At 37.4% G+C, this 22536-nt stretch carries 17 protein-coding genes; all 17 read right to left on the bottom strand.

The genetic code is table 11. From position 1 onward, the window contains the following. Positions 1-108 precede the first annotated feature (108 nt). Positions 109-627, bottom strand: coding sequence for a GNAT family N-acetyltransferase (locus H3R21_RS00990; RefSeq protein WP_046307023.1), 519 nt, complete (start codon positions 625-627; stop codon positions 109-111). A 309-nt stretch (positions 628-936) separates the two neighbouring features. Continuing rightward, the gene (locus tag H3R21_RS00985) at positions 937-1464 is read right to left on the bottom strand and encodes an adenine phosphoribosyltransferase (protein WP_109715554.1); all 528 of its coding nucleotides are present in this window, start codon (positions 1462-1464) and stop codon (positions 937-939) included. An 89-nt stretch (positions 1465-1553) separates the two neighbouring features. After that, positions 1554-3836 (bottom strand): single-stranded-DNA-specific exonuclease RecJ, encoded by a 2283-nt coding sequence (gene recJ / locus H3R21_RS00980; RefSeq protein ID WP_198183047.1) that lies wholly within the window; start codon positions 3834-3836, stop codon positions 1554-1556. Between the two features lie 168 nt (positions 3837-4004). After that, positions 4005-5843, bottom strand: a complete 1839-nt coding sequence (gene lepA / locus H3R21_RS00975; RefSeq protein ID WP_198182386.1) for a translation elongation factor 4 — start codon at positions 5841-5843, stop codon at positions 4005-4007. A gap of 140 nt (positions 5844-5983) precedes the next feature. Beyond that, a complete protein-coding gene (gene dnaJ / locus H3R21_RS00970; RefSeq protein ID WP_198182385.1) occupies positions 5984-7123 on the bottom strand; it encodes a molecular chaperone DnaJ in 1140 nt (379 codons plus the stop codon). A gap of 78 nt (positions 7124-7201) precedes the next feature. After that, the gene (gene dnaK, locus H3R21_RS00965; RefSeq protein ID WP_046307030.1) at positions 7202-9052 is read right to left on the bottom strand and encodes a molecular chaperone DnaK; all 1851 of its coding nucleotides are present in this window, start codon (positions 9050-9052) and stop codon (positions 7202-7204) included. 18 nt (positions 9053-9070) lie between these two features. After that, positions 9071-9652 carry a nucleotide exchange factor GrpE gene (gene grpE / locus H3R21_RS00960; RefSeq protein WP_074425234.1) on the bottom strand — a complete coding sequence of 194 codons (582 nt, stop codon included), beginning with the start codon at positions 9650-9652 and terminating at the stop codon, positions 9071-9073. Between the two features lie 12 nt (positions 9653-9664). Then, on the bottom strand, positions 9665-10714 hold the full coding sequence (gene hrcA / locus H3R21_RS00955; RefSeq protein WP_046307033.1) for a heat-inducible transcriptional repressor HrcA: 1050 nt from the start codon (positions 10712-10714) through the stop codon (positions 9665-9667). A gap of 136 nt (positions 10715-10850) precedes the next feature. After that, the gene (ribF, locus tag H3R21_RS00950; protein ID WP_198182384.1) at positions 10851-11783 is read right to left on the bottom strand and encodes a riboflavin biosynthesis protein RibF; all 933 of its coding nucleotides are present in this window, start codon (positions 11781-11783) and stop codon (positions 10851-10853) included. 20 nt (positions 11784-11803) lie between these two features. Beyond that, on the bottom strand, positions 11804-12697 hold the full coding sequence (gene truB, locus H3R21_RS00945) for a tRNA pseudouridine(55) synthase TruB (protein WP_046307035.1): 894 nt from the start codon (positions 12695-12697) through the stop codon (positions 11804-11806). A gap of 43 nt (positions 12698-12740) precedes the next feature. Further along, positions 12741-13103 carry a ribosome-binding factor A gene (locus H3R21_RS00940; protein WP_046307037.1) on the bottom strand — a complete coding sequence of 121 codons (363 nt, stop codon included), beginning with the start codon at positions 13101-13103 and terminating at the stop codon, positions 12741-12743. An 18-nt stretch (positions 13104-13121) separates the two neighbouring features. After that, entirely contained in the window at positions 13122-15782 is a 2661-nt protein-coding gene (infB, locus tag H3R21_RS00935; protein ID WP_046307039.1) for a translation initiation factor IF-2, read from the bottom strand. 4 nt (positions 15783-15786) lie between these two features. Further along, on the bottom strand, positions 15787-16098 hold the full coding sequence (locus tag H3R21_RS00930) for a ribosomal L7Ae/L30e/S12e/Gadd45 family protein (RefSeq protein WP_198182383.1): 312 nt from the start codon (positions 16096-16098) through the stop codon (positions 15787-15789). A 2-nt stretch (positions 16099-16100) separates the two neighbouring features. Next, positions 16101-16397, bottom strand: a complete 297-nt coding sequence (gene rnpM, locus H3R21_RS00925; protein ID WP_143451903.1) for an RNase P modulator RnpM — start codon at positions 16395-16397, stop codon at positions 16101-16103. Positions 16398-16415: 18 nt separating this feature from the next. Beyond that, positions 16416-17630, bottom strand: a complete 1215-nt coding sequence (nusA, locus tag H3R21_RS00920) for a transcription termination factor NusA (protein ID WP_198182382.1) — start codon at positions 17628-17630, stop codon at positions 16416-16418. Between the two features lie 19 nt (positions 17631-17649). Further along, positions 17650-18123: a ribosome maturation factor RimP gene (gene rimP, locus H3R21_RS00915; protein WP_198182381.1), complete on the bottom strand. Its 474-nt coding sequence runs from the start codon at positions 18121-18123 to the stop codon at positions 17650-17652. 105 nt (positions 18124-18228) lie between these two features. After that, entirely contained in the window at positions 18229-22536 is a 4308-nt protein-coding gene (locus tag H3R21_RS00910; RefSeq protein ID WP_198182380.1) for a PolC-type DNA polymerase III, read from the bottom strand.

Raw genomic sequence — 22536 nt, 5'->3', positions numbered from 1 at the left:
AACGTTAAATACATATTTTTTAAACGCATCAAATTAATTTGGTGCGTTTTTTTTTCTAGTAGAAAAAAGACTCCCAAATACTTGAGAGTCTTCATCAAAACTAATTATTTATTTTTTCAATTCATAGACATATGAGGTTTCATTTGGCCGGTAAACCCCATGAAGGAGACCAACTTTGGTGAAGCCCATTTTATCTATTAAATGTTGCATTGCCTTATTGTCTTCGTGTGTGTCTATTCTGACAGAATCAATTTCGTCACGATTATCCTTAACGTCGTTAATTACAGCTTGCAAAAGTTGAGTAGCATAGCCTTTTCCAGCATGGTTCGATTTAATTGCAACACGATGAATTACTACGTAGTTATCAGTATCACACAGCCACTGACCATCTAAATGGTCATAAACATGATCTGGACCATCGACAATTGCAATAGCACCAACTGTCTCATGATCATCAGATTCAGCTAAAAAAGCCCAACCTTGTTCAATATCTTCCTTAATTTGGCCTTTTGAAGGGTAGTCACCTTGCCATTGATTGACTCCACGTTCAGCTAACTGGTTAGCACCGTCTTTTAAAATAGTGATAATTTGGTCAAAATCGGCCATTGTTGCTTTTCTTAATTGCAAATTACTCTATCCCCTTTTTTGAAATACCGTACCATTATATCCACTCAAGTCTCACTTGTAAAAAAAATTGAACACTTTTTTTGGAACTTAAAATGATTTTCATTTAGGAATTATTTTTGCTGGCTAATTCTTTTTTTAACAACATTTTGACAACCTAAATCAAATGAAAAGATCATGGCATTTTCCTTGCTAGCACTTTTTCATTCAGACATATTTAGTATAGTTTGCTTTTTCATTGATGTTAAAAATCTTGCTCTAAAAAGAGTACAAAAAAAGATTGTACTTATGAAAGTGCAATCTTTTTATTTTTTAAGCACCGTGATATTGAACTAATGAAAAGACATCCAAATCAGGTAACTTTTCTCTACCATGCAAATCAGGTAATTCAATATAGAAAGCAGCGCCAACTAGTTCAGCTCCTAGGTTTTCAATTAACTGCTTGCAAGCAGTTAGTGTTCCTGCAGTCGCTAGCAAGTCGTCACAAATCACCACTTTTTGCCCTGGCTTAAGGGCATCTTTATGCATCTCTAAACTATTTGAACCGTATTCCAAATCATAAGAAGCACGTTCAACATCCCTAGGTAATTTATGCGGCTTCCTGGCTGGAACAAAGCCAATACCTAATTCAGTTGCAACTGGACAACCAACGATAAATCCTCGCGCCTCAGGGCCAACAATGACGTCAGCACCCTTATTTTTAGCATACTCAGCCAACTCATGAGTGGCCTCTCGAAATAATTTTCCATCTTGTAAAATCGGGGTAATGTCGCGAAATACAATACCTTCATTAGGGAAATTATTAACACTTGCAATGTGTTCTTTAAAATCGTTTGCCAAAAGAAGAAAGACCTCCAAAAATACAATCTTATAACTTAAGCTGTTTTACACACTCATTCTACCATTTTTTGCATATTTGCGCATCTGTATTAATGCTGTTTTAATTGCTTATTCACGTACATTAGCAATTGACTGCTTGGCATTTGTCGAAGTTGCTTGATAAAACTTAGCTGTGAGCTAATACCATTGTAATATTTAGAAGCAGTCAAAGGCACCTTAGCCGGATTTTTAACGCCTACAATTTTTCCTTGCTTCATTTCAACGAAATTAAGTTCAAAAAGTACCCGAAGGATGAATAGAATACTATTATAGTCTAGATTGAGAAATGGCCCTACCTGACGGTAATCTTCTGCACTTAGTCCAGGATGGGAATAAACATAGCGTAAAACACTCTCAAATGCATTATTATCTGGAATATTCTTTACAGGTAGCTGATCCATTAAAAAGCGCAAGTACAGTTGCTCAAAGTTATTGCTAAGTGCAAAATCTAACTCATTCTGATTATGAGGAGCATCAAGTAAAACGACCACTTCTCCATCTTCATCTTCATCATATTCACTGGCTAAAGTAATTTTGGTTTCATCCAGGTCGAAATTATTCATTGCTGCAAATTTGTTTTTCTTATCGAATAACATGTAGCGGTCAGCAAAACCCATGACATATTTTTCTTGCCTTAAATCAACTACTGGAGCAGGAACAGCCAGTTTAGGCGCAGCAAAGATCATCCCTTCCATAATGCCTTGCAGCTTAACTTGATTACGAAAAGTGTTCTTACCGAGTTGAATAAACATCTGATCAATGTATGGCAACAGAACTTTTGTCAGATATTTTTTGTTAAAGCCAACAACCTCAAGTTTTCCATTTCCTTTAGTTACCGTTACTTTAATGTGATTTTTCTCTTTGCCCATATAAAAGCAGCCACTAATTTGTGGTTGAGATATGCAGAAAATGGGTTGCGGATTATCCGTTCCAAATGGACCGACTTGATTGATTTTATCAATTAAATCAATCGTAAGCTCTTCAAAAGGCAATTCCATATCATATGGCTTTACAATTTGCTCATGAACGCCATGATAACTATCTTCAAGTGCTTTTCTTAGCGCCTCAATTTTACTCTCTTCCATAGAAAGACCACAGGCAAAATCATGGCCACCAAACTTTAAGAATAGATCCTTTTTAAGTGGATCGAGAGCATCAAATAGATTGAAACCTGCAATAGAACGTCCAGATCCCTTAACAATTCCATCATCATTTTTAGTTAAAACGATTGTTGGTTTATGCACCTGCTCAGCAACCTTGTTTGCGACAAGGCCCAAAACACCCTCATGGAATTCAGGATTATAAATTACTAGTGTTCCTTTGGATTGCCAGCCCTTCGCTTTAATTTGCTCCAAACAATTTTGATAAACCTCAACCGTTAGTTCTTTACGTTCATCGTTGAGCTTCTCAACCCGGTCTGCAATTTCTTGGGCCTCTTCTTCATCTTCACTCAGTAATAATTCTACGGCTAAGCTTGCATCAGCCAGTCTTCCAACTGCATTAAGTCGTGGAGCAATATTAAAGCCGATATCTGTTTCGTTGATTTGACCAAAATTCAAGCCAGAATTTTTAATTAAAGCGCGTAATCCAGGGCGCTCAGTTTGATTAAGCTGCTGGAGTCCTCTTTTTACGATGATATGACCCTCACCAGAAACTTTTACCATATCACCAATTGTTCCAATCATTGCAAGTTCCAATAGTTCTGGCATTGGATCTTGCATTAATTGCCGACAGATTGTATAAGCTACACCGGCACCACAATAGTCGTCAAAGGGATAATCTTGTCCAGAAAAATCACAATGCACAATTGCATAGCTATCCGGTACATCTTCTTGAATTTTGTGGTGGTCAGTAATAATAGTATCGACCCCCTTGGACTTAGCGTAAGCTACCTCTTCAACCCCTGTTATCCCGTTATCTACAGTAATGATTAAATTGGTTCCGTCTGCAACAATTTTTTCATAAGCTGCCATATTGGGACCATAACCATCACGAAAACGATTAGGAATGAAAAAATGAACATCTGCACCTAAGATAGCCAGGGTTTCCATCATAATACTGGTTGCAGTAATGCCATCTGCATCGTAGTCACCATAGATTGTTATTTTCTCCCCTTTGTCAATTGCATCATTGATTCTTGCAACTGCTTTATCCAAGTCGCGCATTAAGCTGGGATCTGCTAAATCTTCTTCTGTTGCATTAAACCAAAAATTCAGTTTTTCATCAGTGTTAATACCACGTAAAGAAAATAATTTTGCCTCAGTATTGCCAAGTTGGTATTTTTCAACTAGTTCAGGAGCTAGCTCTTCTCCTGTGCGCTGTTTCCAATCTATCATTAAATTAATTAAGCCTTTTTCTATTTACACTTATCTTTATCTGCTTGATAAAAATACCAGATTAAAACTGCGACACCATTATCTGATTATATTCTAAAAATACATAAGGATTAATATCCATCAGATAATAGAGTCGCAGCCTTGCTTATTTTGTTAAACAATTTATTATTTAGAGTTTAAATCGTCATCATTCATTCGTAAGACAGCCATGAAAGCATCTTGTGGTACCTCTACACGACCAACGGCTTTCATTCGTTTCTTGCCACGTTTTTGCTTATCTAATAACTTAGCACGACGGTCTGGGTCACCCGTGTGAATTTTCCAGGTAACGTCTTTTCGATAAGGCTTAATTGTAGCACGTGAAATGATTTTTGCACCAATTGCTCCTTGAATATCAACTTCAAAGTTTTGCCGCGGAATCAGCTTCTTAAGCATAGAGGTCATTTGACGTGCACGATCTTGTGCCTCATCCCTATGCGCAATAAAACTCAATGCATCAATTACCTGCTTATTAAGCAAAATATCTATTTTAACTAAATCAGTTGCACGATATCCCGTAATTTCATAATCAAGTGATGCATAACCTTTAGTCGAAGATTTCAAATCGTCAAAGAAGTCATAGATTATTTCAGCAAGTGGCATATTGTAAATCACATTGACACGGTATTTATCAAGATAATCCATTGTGACAAATTCGCCACGCTTACGTTGACAAAGTTCCATTACTGGTCCGACAAAATCGTTTGGAACCATTACTTCAGCCTTAACATAAGGTTCTTGAACTTCCTTATATTCTCCTGCTGATGGCAAATCGGCTGGATTATCAATTACTTTGGTTGAACCATCATTCATAATTGCATGATAATCAACCGAAGGCGCGGTCATAATTAAATCCAAATCAAATTCTTGTTCTAACCGTTCTTGAACCACATCCATGTGTAGTAAGCCAAGAAAACCACATCTAAATCCAAATCCCAAAGCAGTTGAAGTTTCTGGTTCAAATTCCAATGCAGCATCATTTAACTGCAGCTTTTGGAGAGCTTCTTTTAAGTCGTCATATTTAGCATTGTCAACTGGATACATACCAGAGTATACCATTGGTGGTATTTGACGATAGCCAGGAAGAGGTTCTGCAGTGGGGTGTTCAGCTGAAGTAATCGTATCACCCACTCGTGTCTCTCGAACAGATTTAATATTAGCCGTTAAGTAACCAACATCACCAGCAATCAATAAATCTTTTTTAACTGGATGAGGACTTGAGACACCAACTTCAGTAACTTCATACTCTTGGTTGGTATTCATAATCTTAATCTGATCGCCAGGTTTTACTGTTCCCTCTTCTATTCTAACGGAAAGAACTACGCCGCGATAATCATCGTACTTTGAGTCAAAAATTAACGCTTTAAGAGGAGCCTCTAAATCACCTGACGGAGCAGGAATATCCTTTACGATCCGTTCGAGTAATTCGTCAATTCCCTGTCCAGTCTTACCAGAAACCTCGGCAGCGTCCGAAGCGTCTAGACCTAGCATTTCAGTGATCTCTTCCTTAGCCTGCTCTGGATTTGCGGAAGGTAAGTCAATTTTATTGATTACTGGCAAAATTTCTAAATCATCATCAATTGCTAAATATGTATTAGCTAAAGTCTGTGCTTGAACACCCTGAGAAGCATCTACAACCAACAGTGCTCCTTCACAGGCGGCCAAAGAACGCGAAACCTCATAAGAGAAATCGACGTGACCTGGTGTATCAATTAAGTGGAAAATATAGTCTTCACCATTTTTTGCATGATACTTAATTTCTACAGAGTTCATTTTGATGGTAATACCACGTTGACGCTCAAGTGGCATGTCATCCAGCATTTGATTTTTTAATTGTCGCTCTGAAACTGTATCAGTCAGCTCTAAAATTCGATCAGCAATTGTTGATTTTCCGTGATCAATATGTGCCACAATAGAAAAATTGCGAATGTGTTCTTGATAATCTTGTAATTTTTTAATATCCATAAATTGCACCCTTTACTCTATCTTTCCTATTATAGCAAATTCGCTAAAAGGGATAAAACTTTTAATTGTCATCTCAGCTAATCTTTTAATCCCGCTTAAACAAAAAAGCAACAAGTTATTAAACTCATTGCTTTGATAGTTTATTGTAATTTATCTTTTAAGCGTTCAAAGAAACCCTTCTCCTGTGGGGTAATTGATCCTCCGCCGGCTTTGACAAATTCAACCAGTGCTTCTCTTTGTTTTTCATTAATTGACTTAGGAATTTGAACCAGAACCGTGGTTACTTGGTCACCATTACCGTTACCACGTAAGTATGGTACACCTTCACCATGTATAGTGAACTTCTTATTTGGCTGAGTACCAGCAGGAATCTTCAACTTCTTTTCACCATGGACGGTTTTAACGTTAATTTCATCACCCAAAGTAGCTTGTGCAAATGAAATCGGTACTGTTGTATAAATTGTGTTACCACTACGTTCAAATTCTTTTGAAGGCTTAATTCGATAACTGATGTATAGGTCCCCGTAAGGTCCACCATTTTTACCAGCTTCACCTTGACCTTCATAGCGCAATTGTTGGCCGTTATCAATGCCTGCAGGAATATTAACTTCAATCGTATTCTTGCCATCAACAACACCATTACCATGACATGTCTGACATGGATGCTCAATAATTACACCACGGCCATGACACTTGTCACACGTTGTCTGTCTTCGTACAACACCAACTAAAGACTGTTGCGTAATGGTCATATAACCAGTTCCTTGACACTTGTCACATGTTGTTGGATGTGTTCCTTTTTCAGCGCCACTACCCTGACAGGTTGAACAGGTTTCGCTACGAGTATATGAAACCTGAGTCTTCTTACCAGTAATTGCATCCATAAAATCAATGGTTAAAGTATAATCTAAATCTTCGCCCCTAGTAGGTGCAGTTGGATCAACGTGTTGCTGACGCGCACCATTACCAAAGATATCACCGAAAATATCGCTAAAGTCACCAAAACCACTGAAGTCACCATAGCCCTGACCTGCTCCACCGCCAAAGCCACCTTGACCATTTACACCAGCAGAACCAAATTGGTCATACTGTGCACGCTTTTGTTGGTCATGAAGAACTTCATAAGCTTCATTAATTTTCTTATACTTTTCTTCAGCACCTGGCTCATGGTTTATATCAGGGTGATACTTTTTAGCTAATTTACGGTAAGCAGAGTTGATTTCTTTATCACTGGCATCACGACTAACACCTAGCACGTCATAATAATCTTCTTGTGCCATCTAAAAGCTCCTTACTTTACAAAAGAAAAGAACTACTATTGCGGCAGTTCTTTTCTAATTTATTTAATTATAAACCCTTTACTTGTCTGGGTCTACTTTATGAAATTCACCTTCGTCAGCAGAACCACCTGTTGAATTGCCATCTTGTGAACCAGGGTTTTGAGGACCAGCTTGGCCTTCAGCACCTTGAGCACCACCATTAGCTTGGTAAAGCTTAACAGCCAAGTCTTGAGCAACCTTAGATAATTCATCCTTCTTGGTCTTCATTTCGTCCAAGTTGTTATCTTTTTGAGCTTTCTTTAAAGCTTCAAGAGCATCTTTGACTTTCTTGGTATCTTCTTCAGATACTTTATCCTTAACATCATCCAAAGTCTTTTCAGTTGAGAAGATTAATTGGTCAACTTCGTTACGAAGATCAACTTCTTCTTTCTTCTTCTTGTCTTCTTCAGCATGCTCTTCAGCTTCTTTTTGCATCTTTTGAATTTCTTCATCAGACAAACCAGATGAACTCTTGATAGTAATCTTTTGTTCCTTACCAGTACCCATATCCTTAGCAGATACGTTAACGATACCGTTCTTGTCGATATCGAAAGTAACTTGAATTTGAGGAACACCACGAGGAGCCGCAGGAATATCTGTTAATTCAAAACGACCTAAAGTCTTGTCATCTGCAGCCATTGGACGTTCACCTTGTAAAACATGAACATCTACGGCTGGTTGATTATCAGCAGCTGTTGAGAAGATTTGACTCTTTGAAGTTGGGATAGTTGTGTTCTTTTCGATCAACTTAGTGAAGACACCACCCATGGTTTCAATACCAAGTGAAAGTGGAGTAACATCAAGTAAAACAACATCCTTAACGTCACCTGAAATGACACCACCTTGAATTGCGGCACCTAAGGCAACAGCTTCATCAGGGTTAATTGAGTGATCAGGGGCTTTGCCAGCCCATCTCTTTACCGCTTCTTGAACAGCTGGAATACGAGTTGAACCACCATTTAAGATAACTTTGTCAATGTCATTTACAGTTAAATCTGCATCCTTTAATGCATTATCAAATGGAATCTTTGTACGGTCAACCAAATCAGCAGTTAATTCATCAAATTTAGCACGAGTTAAATCTGTTTCAAGGTGAAGTGGACCTGATTCGCCTGCTGAGATGAATGGAAGTGAGATGTGAGTTGAAGATACTCCAGATAAGTCTTTCTTAGCCTTTTCAGCAGCATCCTTTAGACGCTGCAAAGCCATCTTATCTTTAGAAAGATCAACACCATTTTCATCCTTAAAGTTTTGAACTAGCCAATCGATAATCTTGTTATCAAAGTCGTCACCACCAAGGTTAGTATCACCGTTTGTTGACAATACTTGGAAGACGCCATCACCTAATTGCAAAACTGAAACATCGAAAGTACCACCACCGAGGTCGTATACTAAAACTTTTTCATCTTCTGCATCTTTATCAAGACCATAAGCAAGTGAAGAAGCAGTAGGCTCGTTGATGATTCTCTTAACATCTAAACCAGCAATTTTACCAGCATCCTTAGTTGCTTGACGTTGTGCATCATTGAAGTATGCAGGAACTGTAATAACAGCTTCAGTAACCTTTTCACCTAAGTAGTCTTCAGAAAACTTCTTAATGTATTGCAAAATCATTGCTGAAATTTCTTGAGGGGTATAAGCTTTATCACCAATTTTAACTTTGTAGTCAGCTTCACCCATGTGACGCTTGATTGATGAAATTGTGTTTGGGTTGGTGATTGCTTGTCTCTTAGCAACTTCACCAACTTGAATTTCACCATCTTTAAAAGCAACAACAGATGGAGTAGTACGGTTACCTTCTGGGTTAGTAATAATCTTAGGTTCTTTTCCTTCAAGAACTGCAACTGCTGAGTTAGTAGTTCCTAAGTCAATACCGATAACTTTTGACATTAATAATCATCCTTTCAATTATTGAGCAACAACAACCATTGCTGGTCTTAATGTGCGATCTTTATATAAATATCCCTTTTGTAGAACCTGAACGACATGATCTTTTTGATCATCGGATTCAGCTGCAACAGTCTGAACTGCTTGATGTAAGTTCGGATCAAACTGTGCTTTTTCAGCATCAATCTCGCTAATTCCATGATCCTTCATGGCTTTAACAAGCGCATCCAAGGTCATTTGAACACCCTTTTTAAGTTGACGCGACGCCTCATCATCTACCTTAGTTTCCAATGCTCTTTCTAAGTTATCCATTGCTGGTAAAATATCTTTAGCTAAGGATTGTGACTCATACTTAATCAATTGAGCACGTTCATTGTTGTAGCGGTTCTGCATATTCTGCATTTCCGCTTGACTACGAAGGTACTTGTCTTCTAGTTCTTTTTGTTCTTCTTTTATTTTTGCTAATTCTGTTTCAAGCTTTTTTGAAGTCTCAGGTTTCTTACTTTTATCTGTAGTATTAGCCTTTGTATCAGACTTTTTTTCTTCAGCTTTAGTTTGATCTTTGTTTAGATCTTTTTCACTAGCATATTTTTCTTTACTCACGGCTAACCTCCTTTATTTGAATCTACCATAATACTCAAGTAGTTTCTTAGCAAGTTCATTTCTAAAATATTCCAAAAGACCAATTACTTGCGAATATGGCATATTGTTAGGACCAAGTAAAGCAATTACGCCTTTACCATGTGAACCAACACTATATTCCGCAGTGAGCAGGCTATAGTCCTTAAGTAAATCACTTGGCAAATCTGAACCCAAACTAACACGAATTGGATACCTACCACTGTCTGAGTTCATACATTGATCAACCATATCTGAAATCAAATCATTGTGATCAATTAACTCATAAACAGAGCGTAAACTTGAGACATCATCCAAAGAAGTATTATTAAGTAAATTAATCTGACCATCAACATACATTTGCTCACTTGTAGCATCTTTAATGACGTCTTCAACCAACTCAAGTAAGTCACTTGCATGAGAATTAGCAAGCTTCTTACCCAAAGTTCGATTAAGCAAAGATGATGTAACCTCATTTAGCGTTTTACCAATTAACTCATCGTTAATCATTCGAACTGCTTTTTCAATTTCATCACCACTGATGTTACGTGGCAAGTTATAAACTTGGTTGTGAACATCACCATCACTAGTAACTAAAATTGCCATCACTTGTCTATTAATTAAAGAGACAATTCTAAAACCAGTTATTGTGATATCATTATTTTCTGGCCCTTCTGCAAAAGCTGTGTAATTAGTCAAATCAGATAAAATCTTTGCTGCTTCTTGAACAATTTCATTAACTTGATGAAATGGTTGATCAAGTTGACTAACAATTCTCTTGTAAACAGAGGATGGTATCTTAAGTGGCTCAAGCAAGTTGTCTAAATAGTACCGATAACCGTCCATCGACGGAATTCGTCCACTTGAAAGATGTGTTTTTTCAAGAAGACCCTTATCTTCAAGCGCAGCCATTTCATTTCGAATTGTCGCACTTGAGACTTTCATCGGTAACTGATTCATCACTGTTTTTGAGCCAACAGGATCATGCGTCTGAGTAAAATCATTAATAATTGTTTTTAAAATTAATTCTTGACGTTCGGTCAACATAAATATCGCCCTCACTTTTAGCACTCATACTTTTTTGGTGCTAACAATTATTATGATACTAGCTTTTAGCAGAATGTCAAGTTGAGTGCTAATTTTTTCGCAATTAATTTTAACTTGAATTACTGTTTACCTAAAATTAACTTTGCTGAGCAAAATAAGCCTTTATTTCGGTCTCGTCTGCTTCCATTTGTTTCTTCAAATCATCCAAATTAGCAAATTTAATCTCACCACGTGTATACTTGTACCATTTGATAGCCATTTTTTTGCCATAGGCTTCTTCATCAAAGCCAAATAAATTTGATTCAATTAAAACTTTTTTTCCATCGCTGATCGTTACATTATATCCAACACTAGTCATTGAATCATGCCAATGCCCATCAATCTTTGTTTTTGTGGCATAAACACCAATTTTTGGAATAACCTTATTATCTTGCCAAACCAAATTAGCAGTTGGAAAACCTAGTTTATGCCCGTTGCGCAAACCATGACCAATTTTACCAGACATCATATATGGAAAGCCAAGAAGTTCATTAGCTAGTTCTATGTCACCATTAACAATGGCTTTTTTTATTTCAGTAGAACCAATTTTTTGTCCACCATATGACTGCTGTGGCACATTGACGATATCGAATCTGCCTTTAGCAAACTTAGGAAAATTTTCCATATTTGCTACGTCTTTTGGACCATAGGTATAATCAAATCCAGCAACGACTGTATCTGTTTCAAGTTTCACAATAATTTCATCAATAAATTGCTGAGCACTTAACTTACAAAAAGCATCACTAAAATGCATTACCAAAAGATAATCGACATTTAATTTTTCCATTTTGTATGCTTTTTCTTCTAGGCTGTCGATATAGCTAACATCTGCTCCTTGATAAACTGATTTTGGATGAAGGTCAAATGTCATCACTGCAAGAGGAAGCTTTTTCTCAGTTGCTTTTTCTCTGGCAGTTCTAATTAAATGTTGATGACCACGATGTACGCCATCAAAAAAGCCCAAAGCAAGCACAATCTTAGTAGGAAAAATATTCTCCTTAATTGGATAAGTTAAATGGATAATTTGCACAATAAAGCCTTCATTTCATCTTATTGGTTTTGTAATAGCATTAAAAACGGATGATACATATGGTCATCCTTTTCGTATATTGCTTTAATGCTATTATTGTACCTTAACGCAACTTTTTTTGCATTCGTTTTCAAAACTATTGCATTACCATTTTTAACTTTAGGCCATTGTTGATCATTCAAGTTAATATACTCATAATCCTTGAAAAAAGCATCAATTGGTTGAATAAAATCGGTAATTTTTCCAGGTGCATTAATTACTTCATCCAGTTTAACTGCTTGACTTAAGTCAAAACCTGAACTAGCAGTTCTTCTCAATGATTCCATAACTGCAGGAACATTCAATTCAGTTTTAAGATCGTTGACCAGAGACCTGACATAAGTGCCCTTACTACATTCAATCTGAAAGTCAAAACTTTCCTCACCTTTTTCCTTATCAAAGGTTGGATCATTTTTAATATCATATTGATAAACTTGCACCTGCCGCCTTGGTCGCTCTACTTCAATACCGGCACGGGCATATTCATATAAATGCTTACCATTAACTCGAACAGCGGAATAAATTGGCGGAACCTGTTCAATTTCTCCCACAAAGCTTTGCATTGCTTGTTGGATAGCTTCCTTTGAAATTGGGGCTGTGATTTTTTCACTTTCTAAAACTGTCCCACTTACATCATAACTATCAGTCGCATAACCAATAATTCCTGTGCCTTCATACTTTTTATTCTGTGTGTGCATTAATTCAATTAGCTTAGTAGCTTGGCCAATTGCAATTGGCAGTACACCTGTCACATCTGGATCTAGTGTACCAGCATGACCAATTTTTCTGATATGTAATGCTTTTCGCAAATGATAGACAACATCAGCACTTGTCATGCCTTTATCTTTGTCGATTACTAAAATTCCGTTTATCATATTTTCCTATTCCATAAAAAAAGCGCTCGCAAGCGCTTCTTAATTAATTATTGCGATCCTCATCTTGCTTCTTTACTTCAGCAATCAAACGGTCAATTTTACTACCATATTTAACTGAATTATCGCGTTTAAAAATCAGCTCAGGAACTTTATAGACTGTCAACACTTGTCCTAACAGGTGTCTCATCATCCCTTTTGCCTTTTCTAAACCAGCTGCAGCTTCCTCTTCCTTTTTAACACTTTCAGAAAGAATACTGTAATAAATAGTTGCATATGATAGATCATTAGTGCATTCAACTGCTGTAATTGTAACATCACTTACACGCGGATCACGAATATTTTTCCGCAAAATTTTAGTTAATTCACGGAGGATTTCTCCTTCAACACGACCTACTCTGTGTTTCATGTTTTCCTCCTAGTTAAACTAGTTGTTAGGCTTTACCTCTTGTTGCTCAACGGCTTCAAGTTCATCGCCTACTTTAATATCATTGTAGCCTTCTATGGTTAAACCACAATCAAATCCTTGCTTAACAATTTTGGCATCATCTTTAAAGCGTTTCAGAGAAGCCACTTTACCTGAGTAAATAACCACGCCATCACGTATTAAGTTGACATCAGCATCACGAGAAACGTAACCTGAATCAACAAATGCACCGGCAATTGTACCAACCTTTGAAACCTTCCAAGTTTCACGAACAGTTAGATTACCAACAACCTTGTCTTCGTATGTTGGTTCAAGCATACCCTGCATAGCGGCCTTAACATCATCAATTGCTTTATAGATAATACTGTACAAACGAATATCAACACCATCAGCTTCGGCCTGTGATTTGGCAGTTGCCGTTGGACGAACATTGAACCCAATGATAAATGCGTTAGAAGCTCCAGCAAGTGTAACGTCTGATTCATTAACAGCACCTACACCAGCGTGAATAATATTAACGCGAACGCCTTCAACTTCAATCTTTTCAAGTGATTGTTGTAATGCTTCTGCTGAACCTTGAACATCGGCCTTCAAAACGACGTCAACTTCCTTCATGTTCTCTTTCTTCATCGTATCAAACAAGTTGTCAAGAGTAACATGTTGAACGTTTTCACGTGATTGTTGCAATGCCTGTTGTGCTCTCTGTTCACCAACACTACGAGCAGTCTTTTCATCTTCAAAGACAACAAGCTTATCAGCTGATTCAGGAACATCGTTCAATCCAGTGATTTCAACTGGCATTGACGGCGTTGCTTTTTCTACTTGACGACCACGGTCATTTGTCATTACACGGACACGACCAAAGCGGTTACCGACAACAATTGGATCACCTGTACGCAAAGTTCCTTGTTGAACAAGAACATCGGCTACAGGACCACGACCACGAGATAAACGTGCTTCAATTACAGTACCAATTGCCATTTGTGTGGAGTCAGCCTTTAATTCCATCATATCAGCCTGTAATAAAATCATCTGCAACAATTCATCAACATTTTCACCAGTTTTAGCAGAAATATTGACGAAAATTGTGTCGCCACCATAATCTTCAGGAATTAAATTATATTTCATTAACTGTTCAGTAACGTGTTGTGGATTTGCACCTGGAGCATCCATTTTATTAATGGCTACAATAATAGGAACCTTAGCACTTTTAGCATGGTCAATGGCCTCAATAGTTTGTGGCATTACACCATCGTCTGCAGCAACAACTAAGATAACAATATCAGTTACTTCAGCACCACGTTCACGCATGTTTGAGAATGCAGCGTGTCCTGGGGTATCCAAGAATGTGATTGGTTGGTTATCGATTCTGACTTGATATGCACCAATCTTCTGCGTGATACCACCTGCTTCATGATCAGTAACATGAGTATGACGCAAACGGTCAAGTAAAGTTGTCTTACCATGATCAACGTGACCCATGATTGTGACAACTGGTGGACGTTTGTGTTGATGTTTCGACTCCTTAGATGCTTCCATCCGCTTACTATAAAGGTTGTCGATATCAGCTATGTCTTCATGTACCTTCTCTTCAGCATCGATACCATATTCTGCAGCAATTAATTCAATTGCATCTTTATCTAATGATTGATTTTGGTTGGTCATCACACCAAGCATGAACAATTTCTTAACAATTTCAGCAGGTTCACGGTGTAAAATTTTACCTAAGTCTTGGGCATTCATTCCTACTTCGTATACAAGAGTCTCTGGTAATGGACGCTCTTTTCTTTGAGTTGGCTGCTTTTTAGGCACTTGCTCAACCTGATGTTTTTTATTTTTATTCTTGCGCTTCTCTTGACGTTTTGAGAAACCATTGCTGTTATTGCCAAATGACTGATTTTTACCCTTACGTCCTGGTTTTCCTGCGTTGCGGGAATTATGACCGTTACCGCGTCTTTTTTCATCTTTAGCAGGTTCAGGAGCTGCAGCATTGTCAATTTTTCTAACTTGGTTAGAAGAAGTTTCTTGATTTTGCTTCAATCTGGCTGGTGATGGTTTAATGATTTTTGGACCAGTTACTGTAGACGTTGTTTTCTCCACCTTAGTTACTTTTGAAACAGTAGATTCTGTTTTTTCAGTTGATTTCTTTTCTTCTTTTGTACTATCAGGCTTATTTATATCTTTATGATATGACTCGCGCGCTTTTTCTGTCTGCTTGTTTAATGAACTTTGTTCAACTCTTTGCTTTTGTTTCAACTGTTTTAGCAAATCTTGAGCAGCTGGTTTGGTAACTTTTTGCGCGTGATTCTGATTAGTAGCTTGCTTAGAACGGTCTTGATTTTGTTGACTACGGTTATTCGCTTTACGATTATTGCTACGTCGAGGGCCATTAGTATTTTTGGTTTCTTCGTGGTTCTTTTCGTTTTTACGAATTGAAGTGACAGAAATTTTGATTTTACTGCTCTTTTTATTGGCTTGCTTCTCTTGCTTTTTAGCGGGAGCGGGGTTGCTAAAACTACCCTTCAATTGATTCACCTGAGAATCTTCTAGTGATGACATATGATTTTTTACATCAAAGCCAAGGTCTTTCGCCTTTTTGACCACGTCTTTATTATCGATGCCTAAATCTTTTGCAATTTCATAAATTCTTTTCTTAGTCATCAAATCACACTCCTTTATGTATTTTTTGTATTAGTGCTTTACCAAAACCTGTATCAGTAATTCCCAATACTTTTCGGTTTTTGCCTACCGCATGTGATATTTCATCGCTGCTAAAATCATCTATTACTGTTACGTCATTTTGCTTAGCAACTCTAGTGACTTTTCCGCAGGTGTCTGCATGACTGTCATTAGCCAAAATAACTACTTTTACTTTTTGCGACTTTAGTGAAGCAAGAACGATATCTACACCAGAAACCATTTTTCCAGCTCGCTCACATAGCCCAAGTAAATTTAATGCTTTTGTTCTATTTTGCAAATTTATTTATCACCAAACAATTCTTTTCTTGCTTTTTGATGATCAACATAAGAAAAGAGTTCTTCGTAAAAGGACTCAGGTACTTTTGTACCTAAGCTTTTATCTAATAACCCTTTTTCTTGGGCAAATTTTATTTTGCTCGGATCTAAAGATACGTATGCACCTCTGCCTGGCTGTTTCCCAGTAGGATCAACCGAAATATTTTTTTCCTTATCAATTACGACACGGACTAATTCTTTTTTCGGTTGCATACTATTTGTTAATAGATCTTTTCGCATTGGAATTTTTCTTTTTTTCAAAAGAACTCACCCCTCGCTTTATTCTTGATCAGCCTCTTCGTCACTATCCACAGAGTCTTCAATTTCAACATCATCTTGATCAACAGCTTCAGCCGAAATATCTTCATCTATGCCGTCAGCAACTGAATCAACAATTTCCTCTGTTTCAGCTTCTGCATTTTCTTGGTTAGCTTCAGCTGTGTTTTCATCAACAAATTCAACTTCAGATTCTGGTCTAATGTCAATTTTGTAACCAGTTAATCTTGCAGCTAATCTAACATTTTGACCTTTTTTACCAATGGCAAGTGACAATTGATAATCAGGAACGATTACAAGTGCACTTTTTTCGTCTTCTTCATTACCAAACTGAACAGCAATGACTTCTGCTGGATTTAACGCGTTTGCAATAAAATCTGAAGGATCCTCTTCATATTTGACAACATCAATATTTTCACCACCGAGTTCGTTAACAACGTTTTGCACACGAGCACCACGTTGGCCAACACAGGTACCGACTGGATCAATATTAGGGTCGTTAGATTTTACCGCAATTTTTGTTCGATCGCCAGCCTCACGAGCTATTGAAACTATCTCAACAGTCCCATCATAGATTTCAGGAACTTCTTGTTCAAATAGACGTTTAACCATGTCTGGAGCAGTACGTGAAACCGTAATTTGTGCTCCCTTGGTGTCTGAACCAACATGAGTTACCAAGACACGTATCTGATCTTGCGGATTATAATTTTCATTTGGCATTTGATCATTACGTGGCATAACAGCTTCGACATTACCAATTTTAACATAAACGAAGCGATTATCACGTCTTTCCACGGTCCCAGTAATCAATTCATCTTCATATTGCGAATATTCATCAATAATATGATTTCTTTCCGCTTCACGTAAATGTTGCATAATAACTTGCTTAGCAGTCTGTGCGGCAATTCGACCAAAATTCTTTGGCGCAACTTCAAAGCGGATTTTATCTCCAACTTCATAAGCTTTATTAATTGTCAAAGCATCTTTTAAGCTGATTTCAAGTCGGTCATCGTGAACTTCATCGACAACTTCCTTTTCAGTCATTAACTTAAAATCACCTTTACGTTCATCAAATTCAACTACCACGTTAGTTGCTTGATTATAGTTTTTCTTATAGGCTGCAACAAGTGCTGCTTCGATAGCCTCAACAATCACATCTTGTTTTATACCTTTGGTTTTTTCTAGAGTCGCAAAGGCCTCTAGCATTTCTTTAGACATAAGTTTTTAATCAGCCTTTCTAAAATTCGATTGCAAAACGAATGCTTGCAATCAACTTCCGGGGAATAGTTAACTGTTTCCGCCTTGTTTTTACCTTTACTTCAAGTTCGATTTCTTCGTCATTAAAGGCTTTCAGAGTACCTTCATATTCTTTTTCGCCCTCAATTTTTTGGTAAAGGCCGACATGAATATAGTTATTAAGCGCCTTTTTCCAATCTTTTTCAGTTTTGATAGGACGCTCAATACCAGGAGATGATAATTCTAAAATATATGGATCAGGAAAAGGATCTGGTGTGATTTCGTCGAGTTTTTCAGAAATCAATTCGCTAAGGCCAGCAATTTCATCCATATCAATTCCATTTTCGCGATCAACATATATTCTTAAATAATTTTGACCCTTTTCTTTAACATATTCAATATCAACAAATTCATCATTGCGCTGTTCAATGATTGGTTTGATTTCTGCAAGTACAGAATCTTCAACTTTCGCCAAGTACTTTCCTCCGTAATAAAAAGAGTGAGCAAAACCTGCTCACTCCGAATCATTTATTCGAACTTCTTTTAACAGTATATCATATTTATATTTCTTCTGCAAAAATCAAAAAAGTGATAACTGGTTCTGGTCTGGCATCCCTTCCAAGACCTCATTTTCTTCCAGATAGTCCATAATTGTTTGCGAAACCTTACCTCTTTTTGCCAAATCCTCTTTTGATAAGAATTCTTGCTCTGCTCTGGCCGCAACAATTTGCTTAGCTGCATTGTTCCCTAACCCAGGAACAGCATTGAATGGGGCCAAAATAGTGTGTTGATCAATAATTTTGAAGTTTGTAGCTTCTGATTCATTGATGTCAACCATCCTGATTTTTATTCCCCGCTCTAAACATTCATTAGCGATTTCCAAAACAGTCAATAAACTCTTATCTTTAGCAGAAGCATCATTTCCTTTTTCCTGAATGTCTGCTATTGCTTTTTTTACTGTATTTTTACCGTGACTCATTGCCACAAGATCAAACAAATCAGCACGCACAGAAAAGTATGCAGTGTAATATATTTCAGGATAGTAAACCTTAAACCAAGCAATTCTTAAAGCCATAAGGATATAGGCTGTTGCATGCGCCTTAGGGAACATGTATTTAATTTTCAAGCAAGATTCAATATACCAGTCTGGAATTTTATCATTTTGCTTCAAAACTTCCATGTCTTCATCACTAATTCCGCGGCCACGACGAACAGACTCCATTGTTGAAAATGCTGTTTCTGGTTTTATACCCCAGTGGATAAGGTCCATCATAATATTATCGCGACAGCCGATTACGTCTTTCAACTTGCACGTACCATTGTTAATTAGCTCCTCAGCATTGCCTAACCAAACATCAGTACCATGCGAAAGGCCAGAAATTTGAAGTAGTTCAGAAAATGTGGTCGGCTTGGTTTCTTCGAGCATCCCCCTTACAAATCTGGTTCCAAATTCTGGAACACCCAAAGTACCAGTTTTTGATTGAATTTGTTCTGGAGTGACACCCAAGATATCAGGACTCGAGAACAATGACATAACACCAGGATCATCAGGCGGAATTGTCAATGGATCAACACCAGATAAGTCTTGCAACATTCTGATCATCGTCGGATCATCGTGACCTAAGATATCAAATTTCAAAATGTTATCGTGGATTGAATGAAAATCAAAATGAGTCGTCTTCCATGCAGCATTCACATCATCGGCAGGGTATTGGACTGGTGTAAAGTCATAAATGTCCATATCATCTGGCACTACTACTATACCAGCGGGGTGCTGTCCCGTAGTCCGCTTTACCCCGCTGACCCCAGCAGCAAGACGATCAAGTTCAGCTTTTCTTAAGTTCAGTTCTTTTTCTTCATCATAGTGCTTTGCATAACCATAAGCAGTTTTATCAGCCACAGTCGCAATAGTACCAGCACGATATGAATTACCTGGTCCGAACATTACACGAATAAAGTTATGAGCAACAGGTTGATAGTCTCCTGAGAAGTTTAAATCGATATCGGGAACCTTATCTCCATGGAAGCCCAAGAAAGTGGCAAAGGGAATATCCTGCCCATCCTTAACCAAATTTGCCCCACACTCAGGACATTTCTTATCAGGAAGGTCATAACCTGAACCGTACTCACCATTTTCAAAAAATTGTGAATATTTACACTTCAGACACCGGTAGTGTGGCGCAAGCGGATTTACTTCAGTAATTCCAGACATTGTAGCGACTAGACTAGATCCAACAGACCCACGGGAGCCAACCAAGTAGCCGTCCTTATTTGACTTGGCAACAAGCCGCTGGGAAATCAGGTAAATGACTGCATAACCATTTGAAATAATTGAATTTAACTCCATATCCAAACGATCCTGAACGATTTTAGGAGGAGGATTACCGTACAGTTCATGAGCCTTATCATAAGTCAACTTTTTCATTTCCTCATCTGAATTTTCAATATGCGGCGGATACAAGCCATCTTTAATTGGAGCAATCTCTTCAACTGATTCTGCAATTTTGTTTGGATTTGTAATGACAATTTCTTTTGCAACATCTTCACCTAAAAAATTGAATGCATCGAGCATCTCTTGCGTAGTGTAAAAATGTAAATCAGGTTGCTTTTTATTGCGGTCTGGATTACTACGCTGTGCTGAAATCAAAATTGTTCTATAAATTGCATCGTGCTCTTCAACATAATGTGCATCTCCCGTTGCAACAACAGGTTTATTTAATTCTTTTCCTAACTTGTATATGTTAGTTAATATTTCTTCTAATTCAGCCTCATCAGCAATTAAATGGTCCTCAATTAACTGGGAATAGTTTGCTGGTGGCTGAACTTCTAAATAATCATAGAATTTAGCTTTTTCACGAGCTTCATCATAGCCCTTTTGCATCATTGCAACAAAAACTTCACCCTCTGAGCAACCGGAACCAAATAACAATCCTTCATGATTATCAGTTAAATCAGATTTAGGGGTACGCGGAATGCGGTAAAAGTACTTTGTATTAGCAATTGAAACTAGCCGATACATGTTCTTCAAGCCAGCCTGGTTCTTAGCCAAAATAGTCATATGCTGCGGGCGAGCTCTTTTGAAAACTTGTCCATGAGCCGCATAATCATTCATCTTACCCATATCATCTTCACCATATTTTTTGGTAAAGGCTTCAAGTAGTTTGAACATTAAATAGCCAGTTGCTTCCGCATCTTGATTAGCACGATGGTGATGTTCAAGAACAACGTTGTACTTTTTAGCTAAAGAATCTAGAGTATGTCTTGTTTGTTCAGGATGAAGCAAACGAGATACTTCTAGTGTATCTACTACAGGTTGAGTGATTTCTTGCAACCCTGCTCTTTTTAGCGCAGCATTTACAAAGCCCACATCGAATTGAACATTGTGTCCGCACAATGGTCGATCACCATAAAAATCTTGGAACTGCTTAATGACGACTGCTTCATCATCAGCAGCACTTACCATTTCATCAGTAATTGATGTTAAATTGATTGTTTGTTCACTAAGCGCATGATGAGGATTGATGAACTTGTCAAAGCGTTCAAGTACCTCTCCATCCCTCATTTTGACTGCACCAATTTCGATAATTGTGTCGTAAACTGATGATAAACCAGTTGTTTCAACATCGAAGATAACAAACTCTCTATTTTCATATTTCATTGGTGCCGGATTAAGAACTAACATAGCATGGTCATCAATCATATTTGCTTCAACACCATAAACAATCTTAACACCGTTCTTTTTGCCGGCATTATATGCTTCAGGGAAAGCTTGTACATCAGCGTGGTCTGTAATTGCAATTGCTTTTTGACCAAACTTTTTAGCAGCTAAAACAAAATCGGTGGCAGTGTTTGTTGCATCTAACTGACTCATATTAGTATGAAGGTGAAGCTCAGCGCGCTTTTCATCACCCTCATATTTTTCTTGTCTTCCGACATGCTCAACTGCTTCAAAACTGCTAATGTTGAACACGACATCATGACTCCATTGGTCTTCAGCAGCAGAACCTTGCATTTTAGCCCAAGTCCCTGGTTTTAAAGCCTTAATCGATTCCAATTGGTCTTTATCTGAAATAAACTTTTTAAAGGAAATCGAATCACTATAATCAGTTATTTCTCCAGTGAAGATAATTGTACCTGTTTTTAACTCTTTACTATCAGTATTAAAAATGTTCCCTTCTATGACAACATTTCTTGTACCATCAATAACATCCTTAATCTGAGTAATAGGTAAACTTTCATCTAATTTACGATTGCCATAATGTGTCTTTTTGGTCTGGTAAGTAGTCTGCTTTGGTCTTTCCTTGACCGGAGCAGCTTCGTATACTTCCTGCATGCTTTGTTCATGCTGCTCTTGCAGTTGCTGTAAACTCTCTAAGTTGCTTAGTGAATTGACATCATCAACTTCAGTAACAAACTTTAGATTGAAGAAACCATAATTACGCATTTCTTCTGCGAGTTGGTCCAGCATCTTTTGTTCAATAAGGCCATCAACCACCAAGTTATCTACTGGAATAATCCAACGACCATTTTCTTTTTTGGGTTTATGACTAGAAATAAATTCGCGTGCAACTGGTTGTAAGATATCAGAATTTTGAACTGCGTATTTCCAATAATCAGTTAAATAGTCATCAAGTCCATCTTGGGTAGATACAAAAAGCCTGGTTTTAACAAAAGATGAAAAATTTGCTTTTATTGCCTTATTTAAAGCATCATATGTTTCAAATTTAAGTGGAGTAGCAAAAAGAACATGGATATCCCATCTATGTTCTTTAGCATATACATCCACGTTCTTAATTTCACCTTTTCTTAATAGGTCATTGTCTTCAAATTGATCTGGAAAATGAATTTGTTCTAACAGTCTTAAGAAAAGTTCGTTTTTATTAGCCAC

Origin of the sequence: Lactobacillus sp. W8172 (assembly GCF_016102055.1) — a bacterium.
In the GTDB taxonomy this organism is placed as follows: Bacteria; Bacillota; Bacilli; order Lactobacillales; family Lactobacillaceae; genus Lactobacillus; species Lactobacillus apis_A.
Note: the sequence above shows the minus strand (reverse complement) of the source record. Positions and strands in the feature narration are given on the sequence as shown.

Bases quoted from the DNA above. Each gene is read 5' to 3' on its own strand.
- lepA (WP_198182386.1), bottom strand. From the start codon at position 5,843: ATGGATATTAAAAAATTACAAGATTATCAAGAACACATTCGCAATTTT.
- dnaJ (WP_198182385.1), bottom strand. From the start codon at position 7,123: ATGGCACAAGAAGATTATTATGACGTGCTAGGTGTTAGTCGTGATGCC.
- dnaK (WP_046307030.1), bottom strand. From the start codon at position 9,052: ATGTCAAAAGTTATCGGTATTGACTTAGGAACTACTAACTCAGCAGTT.
- hrcA (WP_046307033.1), bottom strand. From the start codon at position 10,714: ATGTTGACCGAACGTCAAGAATTAATTTTAAAAACAATTATTAATGAT.
- truB (WP_046307035.1), bottom strand. From the start codon at position 12,697: ATGATAAACGGAATTTTAGTAATCGACAAAGATAAAGGCATGACAAGT.
- H3R21_RS00940 (WP_046307037.1), bottom strand. From the start codon at position 13,103: ATGAAACACAGAGTAGGTCGTGTTGAAGGAGAAATCCTCCGTGAATTA.
- infB (WP_046307039.1), bottom strand. From the start codon at position 15,782: ATGACTAAGAAAAGAATTTATGAAATTGCAAAAGATTTAGGCATCGAT.
- nusA (WP_198182382.1), bottom strand. From the start codon at position 17,630: ATGTCTAAAGAAATGCTAGAGGCCTTTGCGACTCTAGAAAAAACCAAA.